Here is a 21,384-nt window from a genome sequence, read left to right as displayed (position 1 = left end):
CAGTCCTCATAACAAATAAACCAGCTGGGAATTCAATGTAGAATTCCTAAGCTGGTTTTTACATGTTACTCGGTATAATCACTTATCGCAGTTCGCCCTGCCTCTACACTGATCCAGTAGGAATAATCTTCGCGTACGTCCACATAGAGGTTAAGTTCCTTCGCATCAAGGTTACTTACCGTGAGTTTAAAATTGCCATAGGCATCCGTTGTAACCTGCTGCGTCTGGATGTGTTCTACAGCAGGCGAAGGACCATGGATTTTAATCGGCATCGTCTGGTTGGCATACGCCGGGAACGTACCTTGAAGGACCAACGTGTGATCGTCAGAATATACTGCTTTCATGGTCTGATCCGGTAGTCCACCGTTCTTTTCATTCTCGGTAGCTTCAGTGGCATTCTTAGGTCTGCTCCATAGTTCGAAGCCTTTTTCCTTCAGGTTCTGGAGAAAAACAACGGCCTCTGCCCGGGTCAAGGATTCTTGTCCCGCATAACCTTGCACCGTAGCTGCTGTTTTGCCTGAAGAGTATCCCATGTTCAGCAGATACCGGATGGCATCGTCATCCTGAGTATAATTTTTACCGCCAAGCCCCGCCACGATTACAGCTACTTCTGTTCGGTTCAAGGCATGATTGCGCAGCTTCGGATTCTGTTTGCTGGCATCCAGATTTAGATTCAACGCGGAAGCATAGGTATAATAACGATCACTCCAGATGTTTCCTTTGATAGCTTGTCCCTGTGCAGCATCGATGCTCTGAATGACATGGGAATTCGCATACAGCTTAAACAACATGGAGAGGAATTCGGCTTCACTCACCTGATTGTTGGGTTTGAACGTTCCATCCTCGTATCCACTGACCATCTCCTGTTGGACGGCCCATTGAATGGCATCTTTCGCCCAATGTGTACGGACATCAGTTAATTGGGGAATTCCCGTTACCGTAACAGAGACAACCGCTTCTTTCCCTTCAAAACGAATCCGAATTTCGGCTTTACCGGCCTGAAGTCCGACTATTTTTCCATCCTTGATGGCAATGCGATCTGACGTCGTGGTGAAGGAAACGTTAGATTGTGGAACATAGGATGTTCCGTTATCATTCACTGCAGTGATTGAAGGCAGATCAATCTGTTCTCCTGCTCGGACATTCAGGTTTTGTTGTCCTGGCGTTATACGGGTAAGAGTGGCATCTTGAACACCGTCAACATGGAAGAAACGTGTGGAGTATGAGATCTCCGCTGCTGTACCATTTTTCTTTTGCAGACCTGTAATTCGAATGTCGAACGTATCGCCGTTCTTTAACAATTGCACATCGTCCGGACGGAAGATGATGGCGTAGCCATATCCATATCCACCTGTCTCTACATTGAAATAGGCTTGATTAAACCATTGTTTATCCGCAGGGTCCACGTTGTAATAACCGGTTGGAAAGCCACTGTTCTGATTCTTGGCATTAAAGGTCCACGTACGTTGATCGGAAGTCCGAGTCATCTCGACCTGTACCTCAGTTAGTGATGGTTTCGCGAATACATCTGTATTCAGTTGAACAGACCAGGCCTGTGTACTGCCAAAGGCTTCGATTGGAAATGCACCCTGATTCGGGAACAGGCTGTAGTTGAACGAAGTTCCCCCAGTTCTGCTTTTATCAAATACCTGCATGGCACTATAGTACTGATCATATGTCTTGCCTGCTTCACTACGAGTGGCGAGTCCAAATCCGATTCGTTGCAGTTGTGGACTCAAAATCCAGCGCCGATGACCGAGTCGATCGATATTGGAGGCGTCTGAATCATTCATGTAGGCCTGTATGCTTTTTGTCAGGACGTTATTCTTGGCACTGCTGGTAACGTACAGATTGGAGCTGCTGGCAGACTTTGAACCGATGTCAAAGAAATCCTTTGGCATATCTCCTGGCTGCTCTGGATAATGGGACAGGTATCCACCCGTGGAGACCACAACAGCCCCATGCTGGGCTTGACGATTCAAGGTAGGATCAAGGACAAGATCGCCCTGTAGCCCCGTGATAAAACGATAAAAGTTGGCTGCGTTCAGCCCTTGTTCCAGATAGGCGTCACTTACCACACCAGCAGAGTAGGGAGCACTTGTCGAAGGTGTCTCTGTATACAGGGGAGATGTATCATTGCCATTCATCCACTGATTCCACTTCTGAACAATCTCCTGCTGACTTCGCTCAGGCAACAAACTGTCGACCTGTTCCGCATGTGCCGCTTGAGCACCCCATAACAGAAACAGCAGGCCTGCCAAGGGCAGAGCGAACAGCGAATGCATTTTATTTTTCCGGTAAACCATGTTTCCAACCCCTCTCATATCTGAACGTACGAAGAACATATGCATGTACAGCATTATGGTATATTCATCGACATTACAGCTTGTTTTGCTTAGAGCCAGGCATGGGAGCATAAGGCCGAGCGTATGAAGGAGGGGGAAATTAGGCAGTTGGTGATTCATTTGTGAAAAAAAGAGCACAGGCTACCCCGCTGATTCGGGACAGCTTATGCTCTTTCTACATATGTATCTACTTTTTAGTCGAGACTCAGGTCGAAATCAGGCTCACACATATAATCTAATGGGTACAGATCATCTCGTGCCGAGATTAATGCACGGAAATGCAGATCCCTGATACCGTGCTCAGTTGCACTTTCATCTGAGCGATTGGAAACAAGTTCAGCTACCACAAAAACGTCTTCTGCGAGGTTACATTTAAAAAGAACATTTTTCGGATGAATGACTTCCTCCAGGTAACTATACGTCATCACGTGAAATGTTTGTCCACGCCAGTTTGTCTTGATCACTTTATAGGACTGTGTGCGAACCAGATCCAAATAACGTTCCAGCTGGAACGTATGTTCAAATTGCGTAATATAACCTTTTTTGTCCACATCAATCGTAAACTCCACATCATAGCTCACATGCATTTCATCTTTATAAGATCCGTTCATGACCTTCATGTTGTCAAAGTGTGATCCGAATTCCGGATCTTCCACATAGGGAATGGTAACGAGTTCGGGATCAACATGATCTGTAATCTGGCTGTTACTGGAAGGTGGGGTGTAATACTTCGATGGCTGAAGATCAATTGATCCAATCATGCTTCCTGGGAAACCGGGGCTGCAAGTTATTCGCATAGTCATCTCCTTAGTTGTTGGTCAGTAGTTAGACGAACGAGTAAGAATAAAGTTGCACCAGAATAAGGAAATGAAGGACGGGAAGAACCCAGTATGTCTATCTCCCAAAACATCGAGTAGGAACGAATGGTAGGCAAGTATTCTTTTAAGTCATGAATCGCACGTCTACTTCTGTTCCTGCTACTTTCATATGAACAGGAGTACTGGCACTATTTCCAATCTACTTACTCTTTTGATACAGTATCTGTAGGACATATCGGAGGTATATATTATGTATGGAACAATGTTTTCATAAATGGGTCATGGAGAACCGTGCCCCATATAGCTCTCGGAGAGGAATCCATCTAATGAATGTGAATGAACATGTGATCGAACAACAGTCCCTTACCTTTGTGGGCGTCAAACGAACGTTCTCTTGTGTGGATGGTGAGAATTTAAGAGAAATTCCTAAGATGTGGCAGGATGCATTGGCAGACGGAATTGAGGAACGTTTAAATGGGTTCAATAACGGAGCTATTCCCGGTCTGGTGGGCATCTGTGTAGATCAGCGAGAGCTGCAGGACAATCAAATGGAGTACTGGATTGCTACCTCTCACTCTGGTGAAGTGCCTGAAGGTTTGGTGTCCATCGAACTTCCCGCGTCCCATTGGGTTGTATTTGAAGCGGATGAATTAAAGCCGGAGGCGATACAACGGTTGTGGCACCATATTATGACAGAGTGGTTTCCTTCCACTTCATATCAGCATGCAGGGATTCCAGAACTTGAAGTGTATAGAGGTCACGGCACACCTCCCCAAATCTGGATACCCGTAAAATCTGTGTGAGCAAAATTGAATTAGGAGGTCTACGATGTTATCCAATAAAGTAATTGATCATTGCCAGGAGCAAGGCTGGTGGCATGAAGATGTTCCAGCAGCATACGAAGAAGCATTGCGGAAGCTTGAGATCGATCTTCAGTCGGATTTCGCACAATTTTATTTACATGCAGAGGATGGACCGACTTTTTACAGCAGGCATCAGGAGTTGTATCAGATCTGCTGGTTTATGGAGAACACCGTATATATGGAAGACATGAATGTAGCACAGCTTACACTGGGACTTCCCGAGGCGTATATTCCACTGGACAGTTTTGAAGGTGAAGGTGGATTTTTCTACAACCGTCAGACGGGAGAAGTGGTGCTGGTGGAACTGGGCGAATCGATTGAACGTTTTCTTAATGGTGAGAGTGAGCCACAGTGGGCTGATTTCAATGCTTTTCTGGAGTGGTATTTCGTCCTGGAGGAGGAGACGGTGCAATGAAAGATCTGACACCGGAACATGCCGAACTGGAGCGACAAATTGTAGAAACGGTAGAAGCCGGTAATGTGCTGGATGAGACGCAACAACATGAACAAGCACTTATCTATTATGATCAGGCATGGGGCATGTTGCCCGAGCCTAAGATGGAATGGGAGATTGCAAGCTGGATCGCATCCTGTCATGCGAATGCACATATCGATCTGAAGCAATATGAACTGGCGAAGCCATGGGCTGAGATATCGTTAAGTACGCGGAGTTCAGATAGAAGTACGAGTCCGTTGATCGATCTCGGCATGATCTGCATGAGACTTGAACAGCATGACGAGGCGTATTCGTATTTGCATCAGGCGTATGAGTTCGGCAAAGAGCGGGCATTCCAGGGAAGCCCAAGGGACGTGTTGAACTATTATAAGGAAGAGCGCGCCAAGCGTACCTAGAGTGATTCCGACCATATCATGAAATAAAAAGGGTACCCCGGTTTGGCCAAACATGACCACAGGAGTACCCTTTCGAGTTGAATATTCGTTTATTACTTATTACAGGATGTTCCACTTCATCTAATCCGAAATGTTGCGCGTATAGTATTCAATAATATCCTTACGACGGATAATACCGAGGAAGACACGATCGACATCCACCACGGGCACAAAATTTTGGTCTGCTGCAAGTGTCAGCATATCCTCCATTTCAGCCTCAATGAATACACATTCATTATATACCCGATTGTTAATCTCATGGACTTGGACCTGATCCATCGTGTCAAAAGTTAATCCGGGTGTATTTCGCATTTTCCATAACAAATCGCCTTCGGACAGGGTAGCAACATATTTTCCATCCTGGTCAATCACGGGAATGGCGGTGTAGTGTTGCGATTCCAATTGCTCAATAGCATCTTTCATGGAAGCGGTAGACTTGATATAGGCCACTTCGGCTTTGGGGAGTAAAAAATAGCTGATTTCCATCATCGGGCTCCTTTTCAGCCTTTTGCATAGCAAAAAAGCTTTAGTATGTAATCTCTCTCTTCTTATTTAAACATATTATGTGAGCTTTCGGCTATTTTTAATGATAAATTCGTCAGATTTGTTTCATTGTTTAAATGGCTCTGGAAATCTATAGTGTATATTAGAGGTGATGTAACCATGAAATCCAAACGTAAATTAATGTACGGACTGCTGCCCATCTTGTTTGCAGGTGGAATCGGAATGTATCTATACATGCAGAATAATAAAGAAGCAGAGGCCAAGCCCCAAACTACCGTGAATCAGTACATAGAGCATCTGCAAAAAAAAGAGTTTGACCAGTTGTACACCTTGATGACACCTGCTTCGCTGCAAGAGTCGGGCATGAACAAGGAACAATTTGTTGAGAAATACAATGCGATCTATTCGGGTATGGAAGTATCCACCGTCAAGGCGGAGGTTAAGCCTATGGATGTTGCCGAAACGGCTTCCGATGGCAGTAAGACCGATACAGATAAACAAAACCCGGATACGTATGAGGTGGATTATAATCTGCAACTGACAACTTTTTTGGGGGAAGTCAGTGAGACGCATACATTGAAACTGGTCCGGCAAGAGCTTGAGGACGGGGGCAAAAACTGGCAAATAAACTGGCAGCCTTCGCTGATCCTTAATGACATGGTTAAGGGCAGTAAGGTACGAGTGAGGACGCTGTTCCCGGATCGTGGAGACATTGTAGATCGTGATGGTTTGCCACTCGCTACCAAGGGCACGATGAATGAATGGGGAATTGTACCTGAGAAACTTGGTGATAACCCGGACCAGATGATTGCTCGAATCGCGAGCCATTATCAGGTTTCGGAAGATGCCATTCATAAGGCGCTTGCGCAGACATGGGTGAAGCCGGAGTATTTTGTCCCGATTGGTTCAACGGAGGAGTTTGACGTGCCAGAATCTTTAAGCGGGGTTACGATGCAAAGCAAGGAAATCCGCTATTATCCACTTGGTGAGGCAGCTGCGCACCTGATTGGTTACGTGCGCAAAGCCACCAAGGAAGATCTGGATAAGGATACGGAAGGGTATTATCGCGCAGAAGATTGGATTGGTAAAGCGGGTTTGGAGCAGTCCATGGAGAAACAGCTGCGTGGTGAACGTGGTGGTCTGATTGAAATCACGGATGAATCCGGTAACTCCCGTTCTGAGCTTATTCGCAAGGATGCTGTAGATGGACAGAATGTTCAGCTGACGATTAGCTCCAAACAGCAAAAGAAATTATATCAGACATTATCCAGTGGTGGAGACGCCGGTGCAATGGTTCTAATGAATCCGACGGACGGCAATCTGCTGGCGTTGGTCAGTGCACCTTCCTATAACCCGAACAAAATGGTCACAGGACTTACACAGGCAGAGTGGGATGCTTATTCGGCGAATGAGAAGCTTCCTTTTATCAACAGATTCACTACCCGGTATGCACCAGGATCAACCTTCAAAGCGATTACAGCCGCAGCGGGACTGATGGAGAAGGTGACTACAGCGGACAAAACACATGATATCTCTGGCTTGCAATGGCGTAAAGACGATAGTTGGGGCGGTTATTATGTCAAGCGTGTGAAGAGTTTATCTCCGGTTAACATGGTTGATGCACTGGTATACTCGGATAATATTTACTTTGCCATGGAAGCGATTGAGATGGGCAGCGCCAAGTTTATTGATGGGATTCAGAAGTTTGGTTTTGGTGATAACTTTGGACTGGATGAAATGTATCTGAAGCCAAGCCAATATGCCAATGAAGCACATCTGGATCTGTCGTCTGAGGTATTACTCGCGGATACGTCTTACGGGCAAGGGGAGATGTTAATGTCCCCGATTCATCTTGCAGCGTCATTTACACCTTTTATTAATGAAGGGAAGCTGGTGAAACCTGTTCTGATCGAGGGAAAAGAAAGCACTAACCCTGAGGTAATTATTACTCCGGAAGCCGCAAATACGGTTAAGGATGCTTTGGGAGAAGTTGTTTCCCGGCAGGGAGGCACCGCCCACACCTTGAATTCAGTTCCTGGAGGACTCGCGGGCAAGACGGGAACAGCGGAGCTGAAAGCGAAGAAGGGAGAGAAGGGGCAGGAAAACGGATTTTTCGTAGTATTTGATAACGATTCTCCGACCTTCCTGTTATCAGCTGTAATTGAAGAGGTGAACGGCCGGGGCGGAAGTCACTATGTCGTGGATAAATTAAAGCCTTTTTTGGAAAAGTTGGAGATTTCGCAGTAACTCTGATTTAATATATAGCCTCGCAAGCATAATTTAAAGACCCGGTCACCATGTTATGGTTCTCACATGTGATCGGGCCTTTTTTTATTTTATTCAATATGGAATCATTTATTTCCTTGCAGTGATCATGAAGCGTGCCGAGTTGGTACGAATGCCCTTCTCGTCGTGATTTTCTTTCACAAACTGCTGGAATCGCTCGAAGTCAGTGTCTACCTTTCCGAAATCAGGAATGATGGGTGCATGGGTTAGGAGAAACATCAAATCTTCGGGTGTAGCGTAATGCTCCACCACATTATATTCACGGGCCTGAATGTCATGGAAACCTGCTTTTTGAAGTTCATGTTTGTACCGTTCCATCAATGTACCAGGTTGAATGCCAAGGCTCTGTCCACGGCCAAAAGCTTCTGAAATGTTGGATTTATCGTGTTCGCTGACCTGCTGGGTTAGAAATATCCCGCCATCAGCAAGAACCCTTAATACTTCTGAAGCAGAGAATCCGGAGTGTCTGGAAGATACCACATTAAAGAAGCAATCTGGAAAATCCAGTTTTTCTGCGTCCATATGAAGAAAGCGTACATTGGAATGACCGCCCGTAGCCTGAAGATTATGCTGTGCGGTCTCAATCATTCCTTGAGCGAGATCAATTCCCACCAGTAATAAGGCATCTTCCGCAATGGACAGAATAGCTTCTCCGCCACCTGTTCCAATATCCAGCAACAGATCGGACGGTCGTGTATGGCGAACAACTTCCTCATAGAAGTTCCATCCGATTTTCTCCGAGACCACGTTCATGGAGCTGAAGTTCCAGCCATTCGTCCGGCCTACGCGTTCGTAAAAGTCAGCGTAATTTATGTTGTTTTTCATTTTCATATTCCTCCAATGTGAGTTTGTTTGAACAGGACAAGAGAGTTGTGCCAAATCGTTCTAGTGTATAGGTCGAATACGATCAAATGGACAGACGTGTCCCTTGATAGCTGGTACGCGTTTTGACCCAGCCCGACAACTATATACTTCGAACAATACGGAGCAACATCCGTGTCACCTCACAAGTTGGAATGTCTCCATTATATTCAATTGACAGCGTATTCGCGAGGTGTTATTTTGAGGTGGAATGTATTCTATGAGTTCGAGGTGATCCATGGTGGCTATTCGTGCGAAGCAGATTTTTGTCAATTTACCTGTTCAAGATTTGAAGAAATCCGTTGAATTTTTTACCAAGGTGGGGTTTGAGTTCGACGCCAATTTTACGGACGAGTCTGCTACTTGTATGATCATCGGGGAAAATATTTACGCCATGCTTCTGGTGGAGGAACGTTTCCAATCCTTCATCTCGAAAAAAATCTCCAATGCTGCCGATACAACCGAAGTCATCGTTGCCCTGTCTGTAGATAGCCGTGAGCAGGTAGATGTGATTGTACAAGCTGCCCTCGATGCAGGAGGGAAGCCATCCAACGAACCACAAGATCATGGATTCATGTATGGATGGAGTTTTCAGGATCTGGATGATCATCTGTGGGAAGTCTCCTATATGGACCTAAGTGCTTTTCCTTCGGCGTGACAAAATGAAAATAAATAGAGCCTTCCTAAGTTTATAGGAAGGTTTTTTTGCATCCATTTATTATCGGAAGTATGCATTCACACATCCCCATGGACATGGACATGAATAGGATAACCCAAGCTTGTTAAAAACGATTACAGGGAGATGACCATGACTCGTTCAAACGTGAAAAGTTATCGCTATCGTATTGGTAAAAAGCAATATATCGTAATACAGATTCACCAAACGGCGAAGGGTTATGCCGATTCAGGGAATGTACTTGCAAGTAATGCAGTCAACGTGCAGATCATGAAACAGAAAGGTCGCCGTTCTTCTCGCAGACGTTAGTCTGGCAGCAGAGAAGAGAAGTGGGGAGGGGGATGAATAATGAGTACACGCAGAAAGAAAGCAAAACAGGTTAACCGGGTGGACGTAGACAAAAGCCGTTTGAAATTCCAGGCACGACAGTCAGCCAAAGCTTCGGTTGGACAGGGCGGTAATGCATTCGCGATCAATGCCAACGAACTGGGCAACATCCGGGTGCGCGCAGGACAGCAGGGCTGAACAGGAGGAGATACCGCGTGTCGGTATCTCCTTTTTCGTTTATGGAAACACACACAGAATTTATCCGGATTACATATGGTGTATTTTACCTTTTTGCTATATGATAAGTGTCGATTCCTGTTGACACTAAGTATCGAAAGATGCCTAAAGCTGATGTACTAAAAAGTTAGAAGGTAAGTATACATACGTTTCTTTTTGATGGAGGGATTAGGATGTATTGTCACATATGTGGGACCAAAAGTAGTCCTGGGGATAGTACGTGCAGAAAGTGTAACACAAAATTGAAAGATGCAAGCTCCACAGAGGAACAGATCTGGGCGGAAACAGCCGTGGGTTTGGAAAAAAGAACAGAAGAAACAGCCGAATTATTATCCCGGCAGCAACAGCCTGCACCCAGACAGAGCAACACCAGTCAAGGCCGCGCATTTAGTTGGATCATTCCACTGCTACTTGCAGCCGTGATGGGGGCTTTACTAACGTTTTACTACAAGCAGGAGATGAGTATTAATGCGGAAGTGAAAACTCTGCATCAACAGGCGGAACAAGCTGCACTAGAGGGGAAATATAAAGAGGCTCTTCAGCTGCTGGACAGCGCTCTAACGAAACGACCGAACTATGATGCACTTATACAGGATCGGCAAATTACGGCGAAAGCGTTCAATCTGATGAATCAGTTGGATGAGGCATCCACAAGTCTGAAGACAGGAAAGCTGTCCGCAGGAGACAAGACCATTCAAGCTGTAGCCAAAGCGTTGATGGAGCGGGAAGAACCTGTTTTTGCCAAAGTGCGTGCCGCATTCAACAACAGAAAGGTAACGCTGGCCGTATTGAAGGTGAAAAAGGAAATCGACAGTTTGACAACAATTGAGGCACTAGCTGAGAAGCTGGATACCGTATCAAACTTGAAAGGCAAGGAAGCTGAGACGGTAGAGAAGCAAATTGTCGACAAGCTCGCAAGCATAAGTTATAAAGAGGCGGAACAGCAAGTAAAGCAAAAGAATTTCACAACTGCTTTACAAACGGTCGACCAGGGATTGTCCTATGCTCCGGAAAATGAAAAACTGACTTCGTATCGTGAACGGGTGCTCAGTGAAAAAAAGGCATTTGAAAAAGCGGAAGCGGATCGCATTCAACTGGCGGAGCAACAGGCTGCAGAAGAAGATCTGATGAATCGAACGGCGGCAGTAAGTGTCGTGAACGTTGATGCGACGCTTGATATGTACGGGGATCTTTATATTAGCGGTTCATTGATCAATAATGCAACTCGTCCGATCTCTTCCGTTACAGTTTTGATTGATATTTATGATATAGACGGTGTATACCTGGGCCAAACTTATGCAGATGTGTATCCAAGCTGGCTGGATGTAGGTGAAGAAGGTTTCTTTGAAACCTATTATTATGGTGTGTACGAGGAAGCGGAAATCTCTGTTGTGAATGCAACGTGGTATCTCGAATAGGGGGACAGGTTGGAATGGCCAAACGAACATGGAGTACAATCATATCCAGTGCTATTATCATTGGTGCTGGAGCAGGAGGCGTGTTCTGGATACACCAGCATTCAGCAGATCAGTTGCAGGATGGGCCCAGACTGGCAGTTGTTGCCGCGAAGGAAACGGAAAATGCGGCAGCGACGACTGCCTCCAAGCAACCTGTGAAGAAGACACGCAAACAGATTATAGAAGAAAGCCAGAAGAAAGTGGTAACGATCGAGAGTAGCAGCGGATTGGGCTCCGGTTTTCTCTACAATGATCAGGGAGATGTCGTGACCAATGCGCATGTGGTGGAGGGGGCGAATGAAGTAACTATTCGGACCTTGAACCATGAGGAATACAAGGGGACGGTTATTGGTATTGGGGATGAAACAGACGTAGCTGTAGTCAGGGTTCCTGATTTGAAAAAAATTAAGCCGTTAATCATCGCCAAATCCAAAGCTGAGACCGGAGACGAGATTCTAGCATTGGGTAGTCCACTTGGGCTAGAGAACACCGTAACAACCGGAATCATCAGTGGATTGGGGCGTAGCTTTGAAATAGCGCCTTACATCTATAGTAACCTCTATCAGATCTCGGCACCAATAACACATGGCAACAGTGGTGGACCACTCATTAGTGCGGAGACTGGTGAAGTGATCGGCATTAATTCGGCGGTCGTGGAACAGGAGGGGGGAATAGGATTCAGTATCCCTATGACTAGTGTGCTCAAGCAGGTGCAGGCGTGGTCCAAAAATCCTTCTGGCACAACGTTGGTACGGACGGCTGGAGATACTCACTTGGGTTCAGCCACTAAGACATTGCAAGCAGAAGGAATTGTAACGGACTTTTATACAAGCCTTAATCTGAGTGATTATGTCACTGCTTATGCACTGCTCGGAAGCGAGTGGCAGAGTGCTACAACATATGCCAAGTTCAGAGAAGGATATCTGAATACAAGTGAAGTGACCATCAGTGAGGTGTCCTCAGTCAATAAAGGCGATGACGAGATGGAAGTGAAGGCAATGATTACAGCAAATGAACGCAAGGATGGGGAATATATACTATCGCAATATCGGGTCGAGTATCAGTTGGGTTATGAGAATGGTCAACTGAAAATATTGCATGGTAAAGGTAAAAAAGTGAAATGATTGTGGAGGGAGAGTTGGCCTATGTGCCAACTCTCCTTTTTGATTGCTTATATTCGATGTATCTGTTAAAATACAGAACGAATGTTCAGTATGTATGGGACGGAGTGAAATGGAATGAATATGAATAAAAAGCAACTTCAAACCGAGCAGACCAAGAAGAAACTTGCGGATGCTTCCAAAGCCCTTTTTGTACAAAAAGGTTATAAAGCAACGTCCATTGAGGATATTGTAGCTGCGACGGGCAGCAGCAAAGGCAATATATATTACCATTTTAAAAGTAAGGAAGGTCTGTTCCTCTATCTAATCGATGAGTGGGACCGGGAGTGGGAAGAGAGCTGGGCGGCCAAAGAACATCTCTATCGCACCTCCACGGAAAAGGTTTATGGTTTGGCGGAACAATTAGTTCTGGATGATATGAATCACCCGCTGACGAAGGCAGCTGATGAGTTCTTCACAGGGGAAAAGAAAGAAAATGATATTGAGGAGCGGATCTCCTTAATGTTTGAGCGGCATATTCAATTTAATAAACAAATGATAGAGCAAGGCATTGAGAGCGGTGAGTTCAAAGCAGACAATGTAGATAATCTCGCACTCATATTGGAAAGTACCATTATTGGTCTTAGTCAGATGTCACGGGGCATGGAGCCAGATCAGGCTCTTGCGTTATACCGCCAGGCTGCCAGTGTATTCTTACATGGGATTGCAAAAGATAAAGCTTAAGCAACATTTTGACAACTACGGAGGATGGAATCATGGCATTACTTACACGGAACAGGGGCGCACTGCTGCTGTTAATGTTTAATATTTTTCTTGTTTTTACGGGTATTGGTCTGGTTGTGCCGATCATGCCTGCGTATATGGATCTACTGCATATCACCGGATTCACGGTTGGATTGCTGGTAGCGGCATTTTCCTTCACCCAGTTTCTGTTCTCCCCGCTTGCGGGTCGTTGGTCGGATACGTGGGGACGTAAGAAAATTATCGTTGGCGGCATGCTGATCTTTGCCGTATCGGAGTTTATGTTTGGTGCGGTCAATGCACCAGTCTTGCTATTCGCAGCCCGGATGTTAGGAGGTATTGGTGCGGCGATGATCTTCCCGGCAGTTATGGCATACACCGCGGATATTACAACAGAGGAAGAACGCGGCAAAGGTATGGGATTGATTAATGCAGCGATTACAACCGGATTTATTATCGGTCCGGGAATTGGTGGGTACATTGCGGACTTTGGCATTCGAATTCCGTTTTACGCCGCTGGGGTTGCCGGGTTGCTGGCATCCATCATTACATTGATTATCTTGCCTGAATCTACGCGAAGCACAGGAGAACAAAGTAAACCTATCCCTGGCTTAACGAAGGTCAAAGCTCCAGGTATGGTATCCCAATTGCTGAATTCATACCGTGAACCATACTTTTTCAGTTTGATCATCGTGTTTGTTATGGCATTTGGTCTGGCGAACTATGAGACGGTATTTTCACTGTTTGTGGATCACAAGTTTGGCTTCACGACCAAAGACATTGCATTTATCATTACATTTGGTTCCATCGCGGGTGCGGTTGTGCAAGTATCCCTGATCGGTTGGTTGCTCAATCGGTTTGGTGAAAAGATGGTCATTTCGGTCTGTCTGTTATTTGTAGCCGTATTTGTACTGTTGACCTTGTTTGTGCATACGTACTGGCTCATTCTTGTTGTAACGTTTATCGTCTTTCTGGGTATGGATATTTTACGTCCGGCGATCAGTACACAGATGTCCAAACTGGCACAAGAACAACAGGGCTTTGTAGCCGGACTGAACTCGGCGTATACCAGTTTGGGGAATATCGCAGGTCCAATCGTAGCTGGAGCACTGTTCGATGTGAATATTAACTATCCTTATGTTTCAGCAGCAGCCGTTTTGGCGATCTGTTTCCTGTTATCCCTGCGGGTACTCAGAGGGGCCAAAGCGGTAAAGCAACCGAAGGCTGAAATGTAATTTTATAATTGGAAAAGAAAGCTTGCATATCAATGCATCAACACCAAAAAAGTCGACTACACATGTTTCATGTGCAGTCGACTTTTTTAATAGTTCGGTATTAACGAATTTCTCCATTCGTTTCAATCAGTTTTTGATACCAGTGGAAACTCTGTTTGCGGATACGTCTCAATTCCTTGATATCGAATTCCTCACGATCCACATAGATGAATCCATAACGTTTGCTTGATCCTTGATGTGTGCTAACCAGATCGATCGCAGACCAAGGGCAGAAGCCAAACACATCCACGCCGTCCGTGATCGCTAGTTGAATCTGTTCGATATGCTTATTGAAGAATTCAATACGATATGGATCGTTAACCACGTCGCCTTCCTCGAGTTTATCAAATGCCCCCAGACCATTTTCCGTAACGATCAATGGCAGATGATAACGAGAGTAGATCTGGCGCAGGGTAGAGCGGAAGCCCACCGGATCAATTTCCCAGCCAAACTCCGTTTTTTGCAGATTGGGATTCACAGATCCTCTATATGCGCCCGGTTCACCTACGATTTCATGCTGATCTCCTGTATGGGAGAAGTCATTGCCATCGTTCAGGCTTTCACCAACCGTTTGGGAAGTATAGTAGTTAAACGCAATAAAGTCAGGGTTTCCTTGAGCCAGGATGTCCATATCTCCGTCTTCAATGACAGGTGTATATCCTTTCTCCTCGAGATAACTCCAAGCAATATGATTATAACGTCCATATACCGCCATATCGAGATAGAGCCAGTTACGAATGGCAGCATAGTTATCAGCCGCGAGTGTGTCTTCTGGTTTGGAGCTCGCCGGGTAAATTACACCGATATTAGGAGCTGGGCCAATTTTGGCTTCAGGCAGCATTTCATGACATAGCACCATGGCTTTAGCTTGAGCAACCAGCATGTGGTGATTTTGCTGATACAGTGTTTTTTGCGGATCAACAAGTGTTGTATCCAGTGTACCCAGAGAGCCAGGATGCAGGATCAGCATATTTTGTTCGTTAATGGTCAACCAATATTTGACCCGATCTCCGTAGTTCTCATAAAGGGTCTTGGCATATTGTTCAAAAGCATCAATCGTTGCACGGTTGGACCAGCCACCTTTTTCTTCAAGTGCATAAGGAAGATCGAAGTGATACATCGTCACAATGGGTTCAATACCGTATTTAATTAACTCATTAATGAGAGAATCGTAAAAGGCGAGTCCCTTCGGATTAACCTCACCCGCTCCTTGCGGATAGATGCGTGTCCATGCGATGGAGAAGCGGTAGGCTTTAAAGCCCATTTCGGCGAGCAACGCCACATCTTCTTTGTACATATGATAGTGATCACTGGTTACCTTGAAGTCGGTTACGCCTTCCACATGATTGCCCATGTCGATGACAGAAGGGCCTTTGCCATCTTCATTCCAGGCTCCCTCGATCTGATAGGCAGAGGTTGAACCTCCCCAGAAGAAATCTTTAGGAAATGGTTTCAGTTGAGTATGTTTCATGTTTAGTTCCTCCTAAGTTGAATTCATAATATATAAGTTGGGTCAGACAACGAGAGTCAGCAGGACATCATTTTTCTGTACCTGTTCCTGAGTCGTTTCGAACACATCTACTTCTTGCTGCGTTAGGGTCACAATGACAGGTGTTACGGTTTCGTATCCGGCTTCCTTGATCTTATCGATGTCAAACTGGATCAACAGATCGCCCTGTCTGACGATATCCCCTTCCTGAACGACAGGAGAGAAGTGTTTTCCTTTCAGTGCTACTGTGTTGATGCCAATATGAATCAGGATTTCCGTTCCTGCGTTGGTGGTTAGTCCAATGGCATGTCCAGTTGGGAAGAGGGAAGTGACAACACCGTCTACCGGAGCGACAACTTCACCAATCTCAGGGACAATCGCCAAACCTTTGCCCATAGCACCAGTCGAAAAGGCGGGGTCATTAATAGTACTAAGTGCTACGGCTTTACCTGTAAGTGGGCTATAGATTTGTTCTTTCTTGATCTCCGTTGTTTTGGTCTCAGGTACTACAGGAAGTTCTGCTGGTGTACTTTGAGCCGATGTGTTGGAGACAGATTCATTTTTCTTGGAAACTGTGTCTTTCGTTTTGCTTTCATAACCAAACATCACTGTTAATACCGCGGCTACCGCAAAGGAGCAGGCAATTGCAATTACGTAGACAACCGTTGGTGTATAGACAGGAATGGCAAATATATTGTGGAACACATAAGCAGTCATTTTAACACCAAAGTGACCATTGATGGCACCGCCGATCGCACCTGCGATAACCACGATAGGAATCACACGTTTATAACGCAGGATCAGACCGTATACGATTGGTTCAGTGACTCCTGCAAGTAAACCTGTAAGGCTGGTCGAGCCAGCAAGAGTGCGCAGGGTTTTGTTTTTTTTCGCTTTCAGGAAAATACCGAAGGCTACACCGATTTGTGCAAATACAGCTGCAGCAGCCATGGCTTCAATTGGATCGCCGCCAACCCCGATATTCTGTATCGTGATTGGAGTGAAGCCCCAGTGGAGTCCGAACACAACCATGAAGGTCATGAATCCACCCAGTACAACCCCTGATAATATACCGCTGACGCCAATGAGCCAAGTTACGCCGGAGGAGATCCAGTCACCTACCGTAGTGCCGAATGGTCCAAAGGCCATTGCGGACAGCGGAACCATAATCATCAGAGCAATCATCGGTACAAGGAACAATTGCAGGTCTTTCAAAATGATTTTCTTGAGTAACTTATCGAGAACAGCGTAGATACTAATCGATATGAAGATTGGGAATACGCTGGCTGAATAATTCATCATCACAACCGGTATACCCAGGAACGATACATCTGAGCCCTTATCCATGAGCCCGGTGAAGCTCGGCTCCATCAGAGCGGCACCAATTACACCAGCTACATAAGGATTAGCTTTCAGCTTCATACCCAGTGTGATGCCGAGGAAAATGGGCAAGAAATAAAATACAGCGTTGCCGGCAGCAGATAGAATCAGGTATGTGTCACTTGTATCCGACATCCATCCGAGCATGGTCAAGACAGTCAGCAAAGCTTTTAGCATACCTGATCCTGCCATAGCCGGGATTAACGGTGAGAAACTTCCGGATATTATTTCAAAAACTTTGGATAATAGCGAGGTTTTTTCCCCTGTGGACTCAGCCGATGAGGAGGAGTCTCCTCCGAAATCCCGGTTTTTCATAATCTCCGCATATACATGAGCCACGTTACTACCGATGACCACCTGGAACTGGCCGCCGCTTTCGACAACGGTAATAATACCGTCATGCTTTTCCAGCGTTTCGCGTTCGGCCTTTTTCGAATCTTTCAGGTCGAATCTCAGCCGGGTCGCACAGTGGACAAGACCATTGATATTGGCTTCTCCGCCGACGAGACGAACGATGTCATCCCCCATTTTTTTATGATCCATGTTCATTCTCCTTTGTTGTTAAGATTGCCTGAAAACAAAAAAATACCTAAACGAATGGCTATGATCATCGGAAAGATGACCTGTTGCCAATCATTTAGGTATCGCCTGCTTGAGCAGTAACAATCCTTGTCGTTAAGTTGTGAGACCTACTATATCTGACGCCGAAATCGTTTGCAAGCTTTTTTTATTCCACGTCAAGCAAATCGTTACGGGAAGTGACACGTTGAATATGGATCGTTAAATACACCTTTTCATCAATGGACATGGCACTTTCAAACTTGTCTTCAAGGTACTGATTGATCCGTTGTGTGCATTCAAATGCCTTGTTATATTTGTCCTTCACCTGTTCATACAGAAAGTTATCTCCTGAAGCAAATTGCTCCTGTTCATTACTCAACATTCTCTGCACAAAATATTGAAGATGGGTAATAAACCGGGAATAATTAAACGAATTTTCATCCAGGGCAATTTGGTAATGATTAGTCACAATATTGAAGATATCATCAATCACTTCGGTAATTTCAACGGTTTGTTTCATACCCTGAGCATCTTGGCGTGCGTTTACAAAATGCATGGCAATAAAACTTGCCTCATGTTCATCCATTTGAATGCCAAATTGTTCCTGGATCAGTTCCACAGCGTTCATGCCAATCCCAAATTCCTTCTTGTAAAACTTCTTGATCTGCCACAAAAGAGAATTCTTCAGCCCGACGGATTTACGGTACCGGGTAATGGCAAACTGAATATGATCGATCAATGAGATATAGATATTATCACTAAAAATATCGCCCATTTCCTGTTTTGCATGGCCTACAATTTCGTCTGCTAACTTCAAATATTCGACCGACGTTTCCCCAATCAGATCAATGAGTTTTTGCGGTATTTTATCCGATTTCAGCACAAAGGTTTTTTCAATTTTATCCTCATCCACAGGCTGTCCATTTTTCTTTTTGAAGCCAAGACCGTTGCCAATGACAACAAATTCGTGACCAACCTGGTTCTCAGCCCGGATGACATTGTTGTTAAAAATCTGACGGATGATCATATATGTGTTTCACCTCAATTGGTCGTAATAATAACAAAAAACCCAAACTAAGGCTTAATAGACAGCCTTGGTTTGGGTATCGCCTGCTTACCAGTAACAATCCCGAAGAAGACGCAGCTTCCTCTTTCAATTATGTCCACTATACCGCTTTCATAACAGAATAACAATACAATGATTTATGGAAATGGACGTAAAGACGTGGATTTTTGGTATAATAAGAAATGCTGGAAGTGAATTAGATGGGCTGGGTTGCATAATAAGTTACCGAGGACGGTCATTTTTAAGCATATACAGGATTATTGGAGTGATAACATGAGCAATGCAAAAGGAAAAGGCGGCACCGGCCGTGGTACGGGTAAAAAAGGCTGGAACCGTTGGCAGGCCGCTGCTAACCGGGCGAAAAGTGCCCCAAAGCCTTATAAAAGTAAAGGTACAAAGAAGAAGGACGATACCGAAACTTCAAGTGACAAGTCCGAGTAAGTATGGCTTGGCGATGCCAGAGGAGAGAGCTGCCTGACTAACGGGTGGGTCTCTTTTTGCTTGAAAAGATAAAAAAATTAAATTGACAGTATTGTAGATATGGTAATAATATAGAGCTTACGCAAATTAGATGGTAGTGCTACTATATAGAGAAAGGAGCATCAGCATGCCTGTTAATATGGATGATAATCCACTTGGACTGATTCTGTCACGGACGTATCTGGCATACAAAAAAACAACAACTAGAAATCTGAGCGAACAGGATATTACGCCGGAACAATTTGCAGTTCTGAATGAATTGAGCAAGGCTGGAAGCCATATATCACAGAAAAAACTGGCTGAATTAACAGTGCGGGACCAGACAACGGTAGGCAAAATTATAGACAAGTTGATTCGCAAAGGTCTGGTGACAAGAGAAGAAGATCCACAGGACCGCAGAGCGGTTTTGCTTTGTTTAACGGCGGAAGGACTGGAAATGAATAACGTTCTGACACCTAAGTCAAAAAAGCAAGAGCAAGAGGCACTCGCCGATTGTTCCCCTGAAGAGCTTGAAGCATTTATGAATGTGATGAATCGGATCTACGAAAAGATGAAATAAATTTTTTTTGGTCTAATATGTGCATGTGCATATATATGTAGTGCAATTATTTCAATTTTAACTAATGGGAGTCGTGAACGAATGAAAAGCTTCAAAGATTTTCTTAAAGTGCCGCAGACAAAAATAGGGTTGGTTTTTGCAATAATTGTTCCACTGTTATTTGTTGTGATCTGGATGACGGGTTATCATCAAGCCACGGAGAGAGTGGATCAACTTCAAGTAGCGCTGGTGAACGAAGACGGGACACAGGGAACAGAGGTGCAGAAGCAGATTGAAACGCTCGCGCCTTTCCATGTCAATGTACTGGATTCTGCCCAGGAAGCCGAGAAACAGATGAATGCTGGTAACTATGCCATGGTTATTGTTATTCCGGAAGGATTCACTGACCAGATTGAAGGAGGTACAGAGGCGAGCTTGTCCTTTTATATCAATCAGGGAAATGCCGATGTAGCCAAATCCATTGTGGAACACGCGGCGACTGGAATGACTGCACAAATGGGACAAGGGATTTTGGAGTCCAAGGTTCAAGTCACCCTTAACCAGGATAGTATCAACAACGATGAGTTGAGTGCCGCTATTGGACAAGCGATGGCAAAGATGAATGAAGGGCCTGTGAAGGCTGAAATTAATAAAACGAACAGTGTAAGTGATTTTGCTACATCGATGCTGCCCATGATTCTGGGTTTTATCACCTACATTGCTGCGATGACTATGAACATTCAGTTCAATATTACGTCGAATATGATGAAACGTACCCATTCCAAGTGGGAAATCTTCTGGGGACGGCAAATGTTGTTACTGTGTATAGCAGTGATTGTTCCTCTAATTGTGGATACAGTTGCTCTTCTGTTCACGGATGTAGCGAGCTCCTTCGGCGCGTTGTATCTGTATCATGTGCTGGTGAGTCTGGCGTGTATCTGTTTTACACAGATGAGTTTTGCCCTGTTTGGCAATGCAGGCCCTCTATTTAATGTAGCGATGGTTCCACTCCAGTTGATGACAGCAGGAAATATCATTCCAGCCGAGATGCTGGCGCCGTTCTACCGTTATATCGGTAACTTTCTGCCCGCTTCCAATGGGGTACAGGGATTTATGCGTTTGATCTATAGTGGAGAGGCAGTAGGTGGATACATGGTTCATCTTCTGTTGATCTCCATTATTACGTGGGGAATTACGTTGCTGCGAGTTGGCATGCAAAAAGCAGGTAATGGACAGTTGACGATGACGCCTCCAGCATCAGCACAGGCACAACATTAATAGTTTCCTTCTATATATAATGTAATAACACACAAGAAAGTGGTTCACGTATAGTTATATGCGTGCATCACTTTTTTTGTGTATCTTCTATAGTAGTTCTACTTATACTCGTGGTAACTTACAGTCGCCCCAGTAATCTTGAAAGATTTTGATATGAGGGATAAGCATAATTAAACATATTAATGAAGCTA

General features: G+C 44.9%; 21 protein-coding genes. 14 read left to right on the top strand and 7 right to left on the bottom strand.

Features of this window, described 5'->3' with window-relative positions:
• Positions 1-65: 65 nt before the first annotated feature.
• A complete protein-coding gene (locus MKX68_RS06745) occupies positions 66-2,306 on the bottom strand; it encodes an S-layer homology domain-containing protein (protein WP_340910252.1) in 2,241 nt (746 codons plus the stop codon).
• A 233-nt stretch (positions 2,307-2,539) separates the two neighbouring features.
• Complete coding sequence (locus tag MKX68_RS06740; protein ID WP_340910249.1) at positions 2,540-3,106, bottom strand: hypothetical protein; 567 nt, start codon at positions 3,104-3,106, stop codon at positions 2,540-2,542.
• A 383-nt stretch (positions 3,107-3,489) separates the two neighbouring features.
• Between MKX68_RS06740 and MKX68_RS06735 the strand changes: the two genes are divergently transcribed.
• Genes MKX68_RS06735 through MKX68_RS06725 form a run of 3 tightly spaced genes read left to right on the top strand, consistent with a single transcriptional unit; the run spans position 3,490 to position 4,878 of the window.
• Complete coding sequence (locus tag MKX68_RS06735; protein WP_340910246.1) at positions 3,490-3,966, top strand: GyrI-like domain-containing protein; 477 nt, start codon at positions 3,490-3,492, stop codon at positions 3,964-3,966.
• A 25-nt stretch (positions 3,967-3,991) separates the two neighbouring features.
• Positions 3,992-4,441, top strand: a complete 450-nt coding sequence (locus MKX68_RS06730) for a hypothetical protein (protein ID WP_249913495.1) — start codon at positions 3,992-3,994, stop codon at positions 4,439-4,441.
• Positions 4,438-4,878 carry a hypothetical protein gene (locus MKX68_RS06725; protein WP_133387315.1) on the top strand — a complete coding sequence of 147 codons (441 nt, stop codon included), beginning with the start codon at positions 4,438-4,440 and terminating at the stop codon, positions 4,876-4,878. The genes MKX68_RS06730 and MKX68_RS06725 overlap by 4 nt, the downstream gene beginning before the upstream one ends.
• A 120-nt stretch (positions 4,879-4,998) precedes the next feature.
• Here the strand turns inward: MKX68_RS06725 and MKX68_RS06720 are convergent, their stop codons facing one another.
• Complete coding sequence (locus tag MKX68_RS06720; protein WP_047840578.1) at positions 4,999-5,403, bottom strand: CBS domain-containing protein; 405 nt, start codon at positions 5,401-5,403, stop codon at positions 4,999-5,001.
• A gap of 177 nt (positions 5,404-5,580) precedes the next feature.
• Here MKX68_RS06720 and pbp4 point away from each other — a divergent pair, with 177 nt between their 5' ends.
• Positions 5,581-7,668, top strand: coding sequence for a penicillin-binding protein PBP4(5) (gene pbp4 / locus MKX68_RS06715; protein WP_340910236.1), 2,088 nt, complete (start codon positions 5,581-5,583; stop codon positions 7,666-7,668).
• Between the two features lie 108 nt (positions 7,669-7,776).
• On the opposite strand, the gene MKX68_RS06710 is transcribed toward pbp4, so the two are convergent.
• Positions 7,777-8,532 carry a class I SAM-dependent methyltransferase gene (locus MKX68_RS06710; protein ID WP_340910234.1) on the bottom strand — a complete coding sequence of 252 codons (756 nt, stop codon included), beginning with the start codon at positions 8,530-8,532 and terminating at the stop codon, positions 7,777-7,779.
• A 277-nt stretch (positions 8,533-8,809) separates the two neighbouring features.
• Here MKX68_RS06710 and MKX68_RS06705 point away from each other — a divergent pair, with 277 nt between their 5' ends.
• The 7 genes from MKX68_RS06705 (at position 8,810) to MKX68_RS06675 (ending at position 14,362) form a co-directional block, all read left to right on the top strand.
• Positions 8,810-9,226, top strand: a complete 417-nt coding sequence (locus MKX68_RS06705; RefSeq protein ID WP_340915318.1) for a VOC family protein — start codon at positions 8,810-8,812, stop codon at positions 9,224-9,226.
• 165 nt (positions 9,227-9,391) lie between these two features.
• Positions 9,392-9,553, top strand: coding sequence for a hypothetical protein (locus MKX68_RS06700; protein ID WP_165980437.1), 162 nt, complete (start codon positions 9,392-9,394; stop codon positions 9,551-9,553).
• A 39-nt stretch (positions 9,554-9,592) separates the two neighbouring features.
• The gene (locus MKX68_RS06695; protein WP_165980439.1) at positions 9,593-9,769 is read left to right on the top strand and encodes a hypothetical protein; all 177 of its coding nucleotides are present in this window, start codon (positions 9,593-9,595) and stop codon (positions 9,767-9,769) included.
• 281 nt (positions 9,770-10,050) lie between these two features.
• Positions 10,051-11,226 carry an FxLYD domain-containing protein gene (locus tag MKX68_RS06690; protein WP_340910228.1) on the top strand — a complete coding sequence of 392 codons (1,176 nt, stop codon included), beginning with the start codon at positions 10,051-10,053 and terminating at the stop codon, positions 11,224-11,226.
• A gap of 14 nt (positions 11,227-11,240) precedes the next feature.
• Positions 11,241-12,389, top strand: a complete 1,149-nt coding sequence (locus MKX68_RS06685) for a S1C family serine protease (protein ID WP_340910225.1) — start codon at positions 11,241-11,243, stop codon at positions 12,387-12,389.
• Positions 12,390-12,509: 120 nt separating this feature from the next.
• Positions 12,510-13,109: a TetR family transcriptional regulator C-terminal domain-containing protein gene (locus MKX68_RS06680; protein WP_340907623.1), complete on the top strand. Its 600-nt coding sequence runs from the start codon at positions 12,510-12,512 to the stop codon at positions 13,107-13,109.
• Between the two features lie 32 nt (positions 13,110-13,141).
• The gene (locus tag MKX68_RS06675; protein WP_340910222.1) at positions 13,142-14,362 is read left to right on the top strand and encodes an MFS transporter; all 1,221 of its coding nucleotides are present in this window, start codon (positions 13,142-13,144) and stop codon (positions 14,360-14,362) included.
• Positions 14,363-14,462: 100 nt separating this feature from the next.
• On the opposite strand, the gene MKX68_RS06670 is transcribed toward MKX68_RS06675, so the two are convergent.
• From MKX68_RS06670 to licT, 3 genes are all read right to left on the bottom strand, one after another.
• On the bottom strand, positions 14,463-15,872 hold the full coding sequence (locus MKX68_RS06670) for a glycoside hydrolase family 1 protein (protein WP_074093605.1): 1,410 nt from the start codon (positions 15,870-15,872) through the stop codon (positions 14,463-14,465).
• A 42-nt stretch (positions 15,873-15,914) separates the two neighbouring features.
• Positions 15,915-17,813, bottom strand: coding sequence for a beta-glucoside-specific PTS transporter subunit IIABC (locus tag MKX68_RS06665; RefSeq protein WP_340910217.1), 1,899 nt, complete (start codon positions 17,811-17,813; stop codon positions 15,915-15,917).
• Positions 17,814-17,997: 184 nt separating this feature from the next.
• Positions 17,998-18,858 (bottom strand): BglG family transcription antiterminator LicT, encoded by an 861-nt coding sequence (gene licT, locus MKX68_RS06660; protein WP_091038933.1) that lies wholly within the window; start codon positions 18,856-18,858, stop codon positions 17,998-18,000.
• 312 nt (positions 18,859-19,170) lie between these two features.
• Between licT and MKX68_RS06655 the strand changes: the two genes are divergently transcribed.
• The 3 genes from MKX68_RS06655 (at position 19,171) to MKX68_RS06645 (ending at position 21,193) form a co-directional block, all read left to right on the top strand.
• On the top strand, positions 19,171-19,338 hold the full coding sequence (locus MKX68_RS06655; RefSeq protein WP_340910213.1) for a DUF3934 family protein: 168 nt from the start codon (positions 19,171-19,173) through the stop codon (positions 19,336-19,338).
• A 166-nt stretch (positions 19,339-19,504) separates the two neighbouring features.
• Positions 19,505-19,936 carry a MarR family winged helix-turn-helix transcriptional regulator gene (locus MKX68_RS06650; protein WP_340910210.1) on the top strand — a complete coding sequence of 144 codons (432 nt, stop codon included), beginning with the start codon at positions 19,505-19,507 and terminating at the stop codon, positions 19,934-19,936.
• 81 nt (positions 19,937-20,017) lie between these two features.
• A complete protein-coding gene (locus tag MKX68_RS06645; RefSeq protein ID WP_340910207.1) occupies positions 20,018-21,193 on the top strand; it encodes a YhgE/Pip domain-containing protein in 1,176 nt (391 codons plus the stop codon).
• Positions 21,194-21,384 lie beyond the last annotated feature (191 nt).

The sequence above is a fragment of the Paenibacillus sp. FSL M8-0212 genome (genome assembly GCF_038004645.1).
GTDB lineage: Bacteria > Bacillota > Bacilli > Paenibacillales > Paenibacillaceae > Paenibacillus.
This window is presented reverse-complemented; position numbering and strand designations above follow the sequence as displayed.

Excerpts from the sequence above, each read along its gene's own strand:
- MKX68_RS06745 (WP_340910252.1), bottom strand. The coding sequence starts at position 2,306 with ATGGTTTACCGGAAAAATAAAATGCATTCGCTGTTCGCTCTGCCCTTG.
- MKX68_RS06740 (WP_340910249.1), bottom strand. The coding sequence starts at position 3,106 with ATGATTGGATCAATTGATCTTCAGCCATCGAAGTATTACACCCCACCT.
- MKX68_RS06735 (WP_340910246.1), top strand. The coding sequence starts at position 3,490 with ATGAATGTGAATGAACATGTGATCGAACAACAGTCCCTTACCTTTGTG.
- MKX68_RS06730 (WP_249913495.1), top strand. The coding sequence starts at position 3,992 with ATGTTATCCAATAAAGTAATTGATCATTGCCAGGAGCAAGGCTGGTGG.
- MKX68_RS06725 (WP_133387315.1), top strand. The coding sequence starts at position 4,438 with ATGAAAGATCTGACACCGGAACATGCCGAACTGGAGCGACAAATTGTA.
- MKX68_RS06720 (WP_047840578.1), bottom strand. The coding sequence starts at position 5,403 with ATGGAAATCAGCTATTTTTTACTCCCCAAAGCCGAAGTGGCCTATATC.
- pbp4 (WP_340910236.1), top strand. The coding sequence starts at position 5,581 with ATGAAATCCAAACGTAAATTAATGTACGGACTGCTGCCCATCTTGTTT.
- MKX68_RS06710 (WP_340910234.1), bottom strand. The coding sequence starts at position 8,532 with ATGAAAAACAACATAAATTACGCTGACTTTTACGAACGCGTAGGCCGG.
- MKX68_RS06695 (WP_165980439.1), top strand. The coding sequence starts at position 9,593 with ATGAGTACACGCAGAAAGAAAGCAAAACAGGTTAACCGGGTGGACGTA.
- MKX68_RS06685 (WP_340910225.1), top strand. The coding sequence starts at position 11,241 with ATGGCCAAACGAACATGGAGTACAATCATATCCAGTGCTATTATCATT.
- MKX68_RS06680 (WP_340907623.1), top strand. The coding sequence starts at position 12,510 with ATGAATAAAAAGCAACTTCAAACCGAGCAGACCAAGAAGAAACTTGCG.
- MKX68_RS06675 (WP_340910222.1), top strand. The coding sequence starts at position 13,142 with ATGGCATTACTTACACGGAACAGGGGCGCACTGCTGCTGTTAATGTTT.
- MKX68_RS06670 (WP_074093605.1), bottom strand. The coding sequence starts at position 15,872 with ATGAAACATACTCAACTGAAACCATTTCCTAAAGATTTCTTCTGGGGA.
- MKX68_RS06665 (WP_340910217.1), bottom strand. The coding sequence starts at position 17,813 with ATGGATCATAAAAAAATGGGGGATGACATCGTTCGTCTCGTCGGCGGA.
- licT (WP_091038933.1), bottom strand. The coding sequence starts at position 18,858 with ATGATCATCCGTCAGATTTTTAACAACAATGTCATCCGGGCTGAGAAC.
- MKX68_RS06655 (WP_340910213.1), top strand. The coding sequence starts at position 19,171 with ATGAGCAATGCAAAAGGAAAAGGCGGCACCGGCCGTGGTACGGGTAAA.
- MKX68_RS06650 (WP_340910210.1), top strand. The coding sequence starts at position 19,505 with ATGCCTGTTAATATGGATGATAATCCACTTGGACTGATTCTGTCACGG.
- MKX68_RS06645 (WP_340910207.1), top strand. The coding sequence starts at position 20,018 with ATGAAAAGCTTCAAAGATTTTCTTAAAGTGCCGCAGACAAAAATAGGG.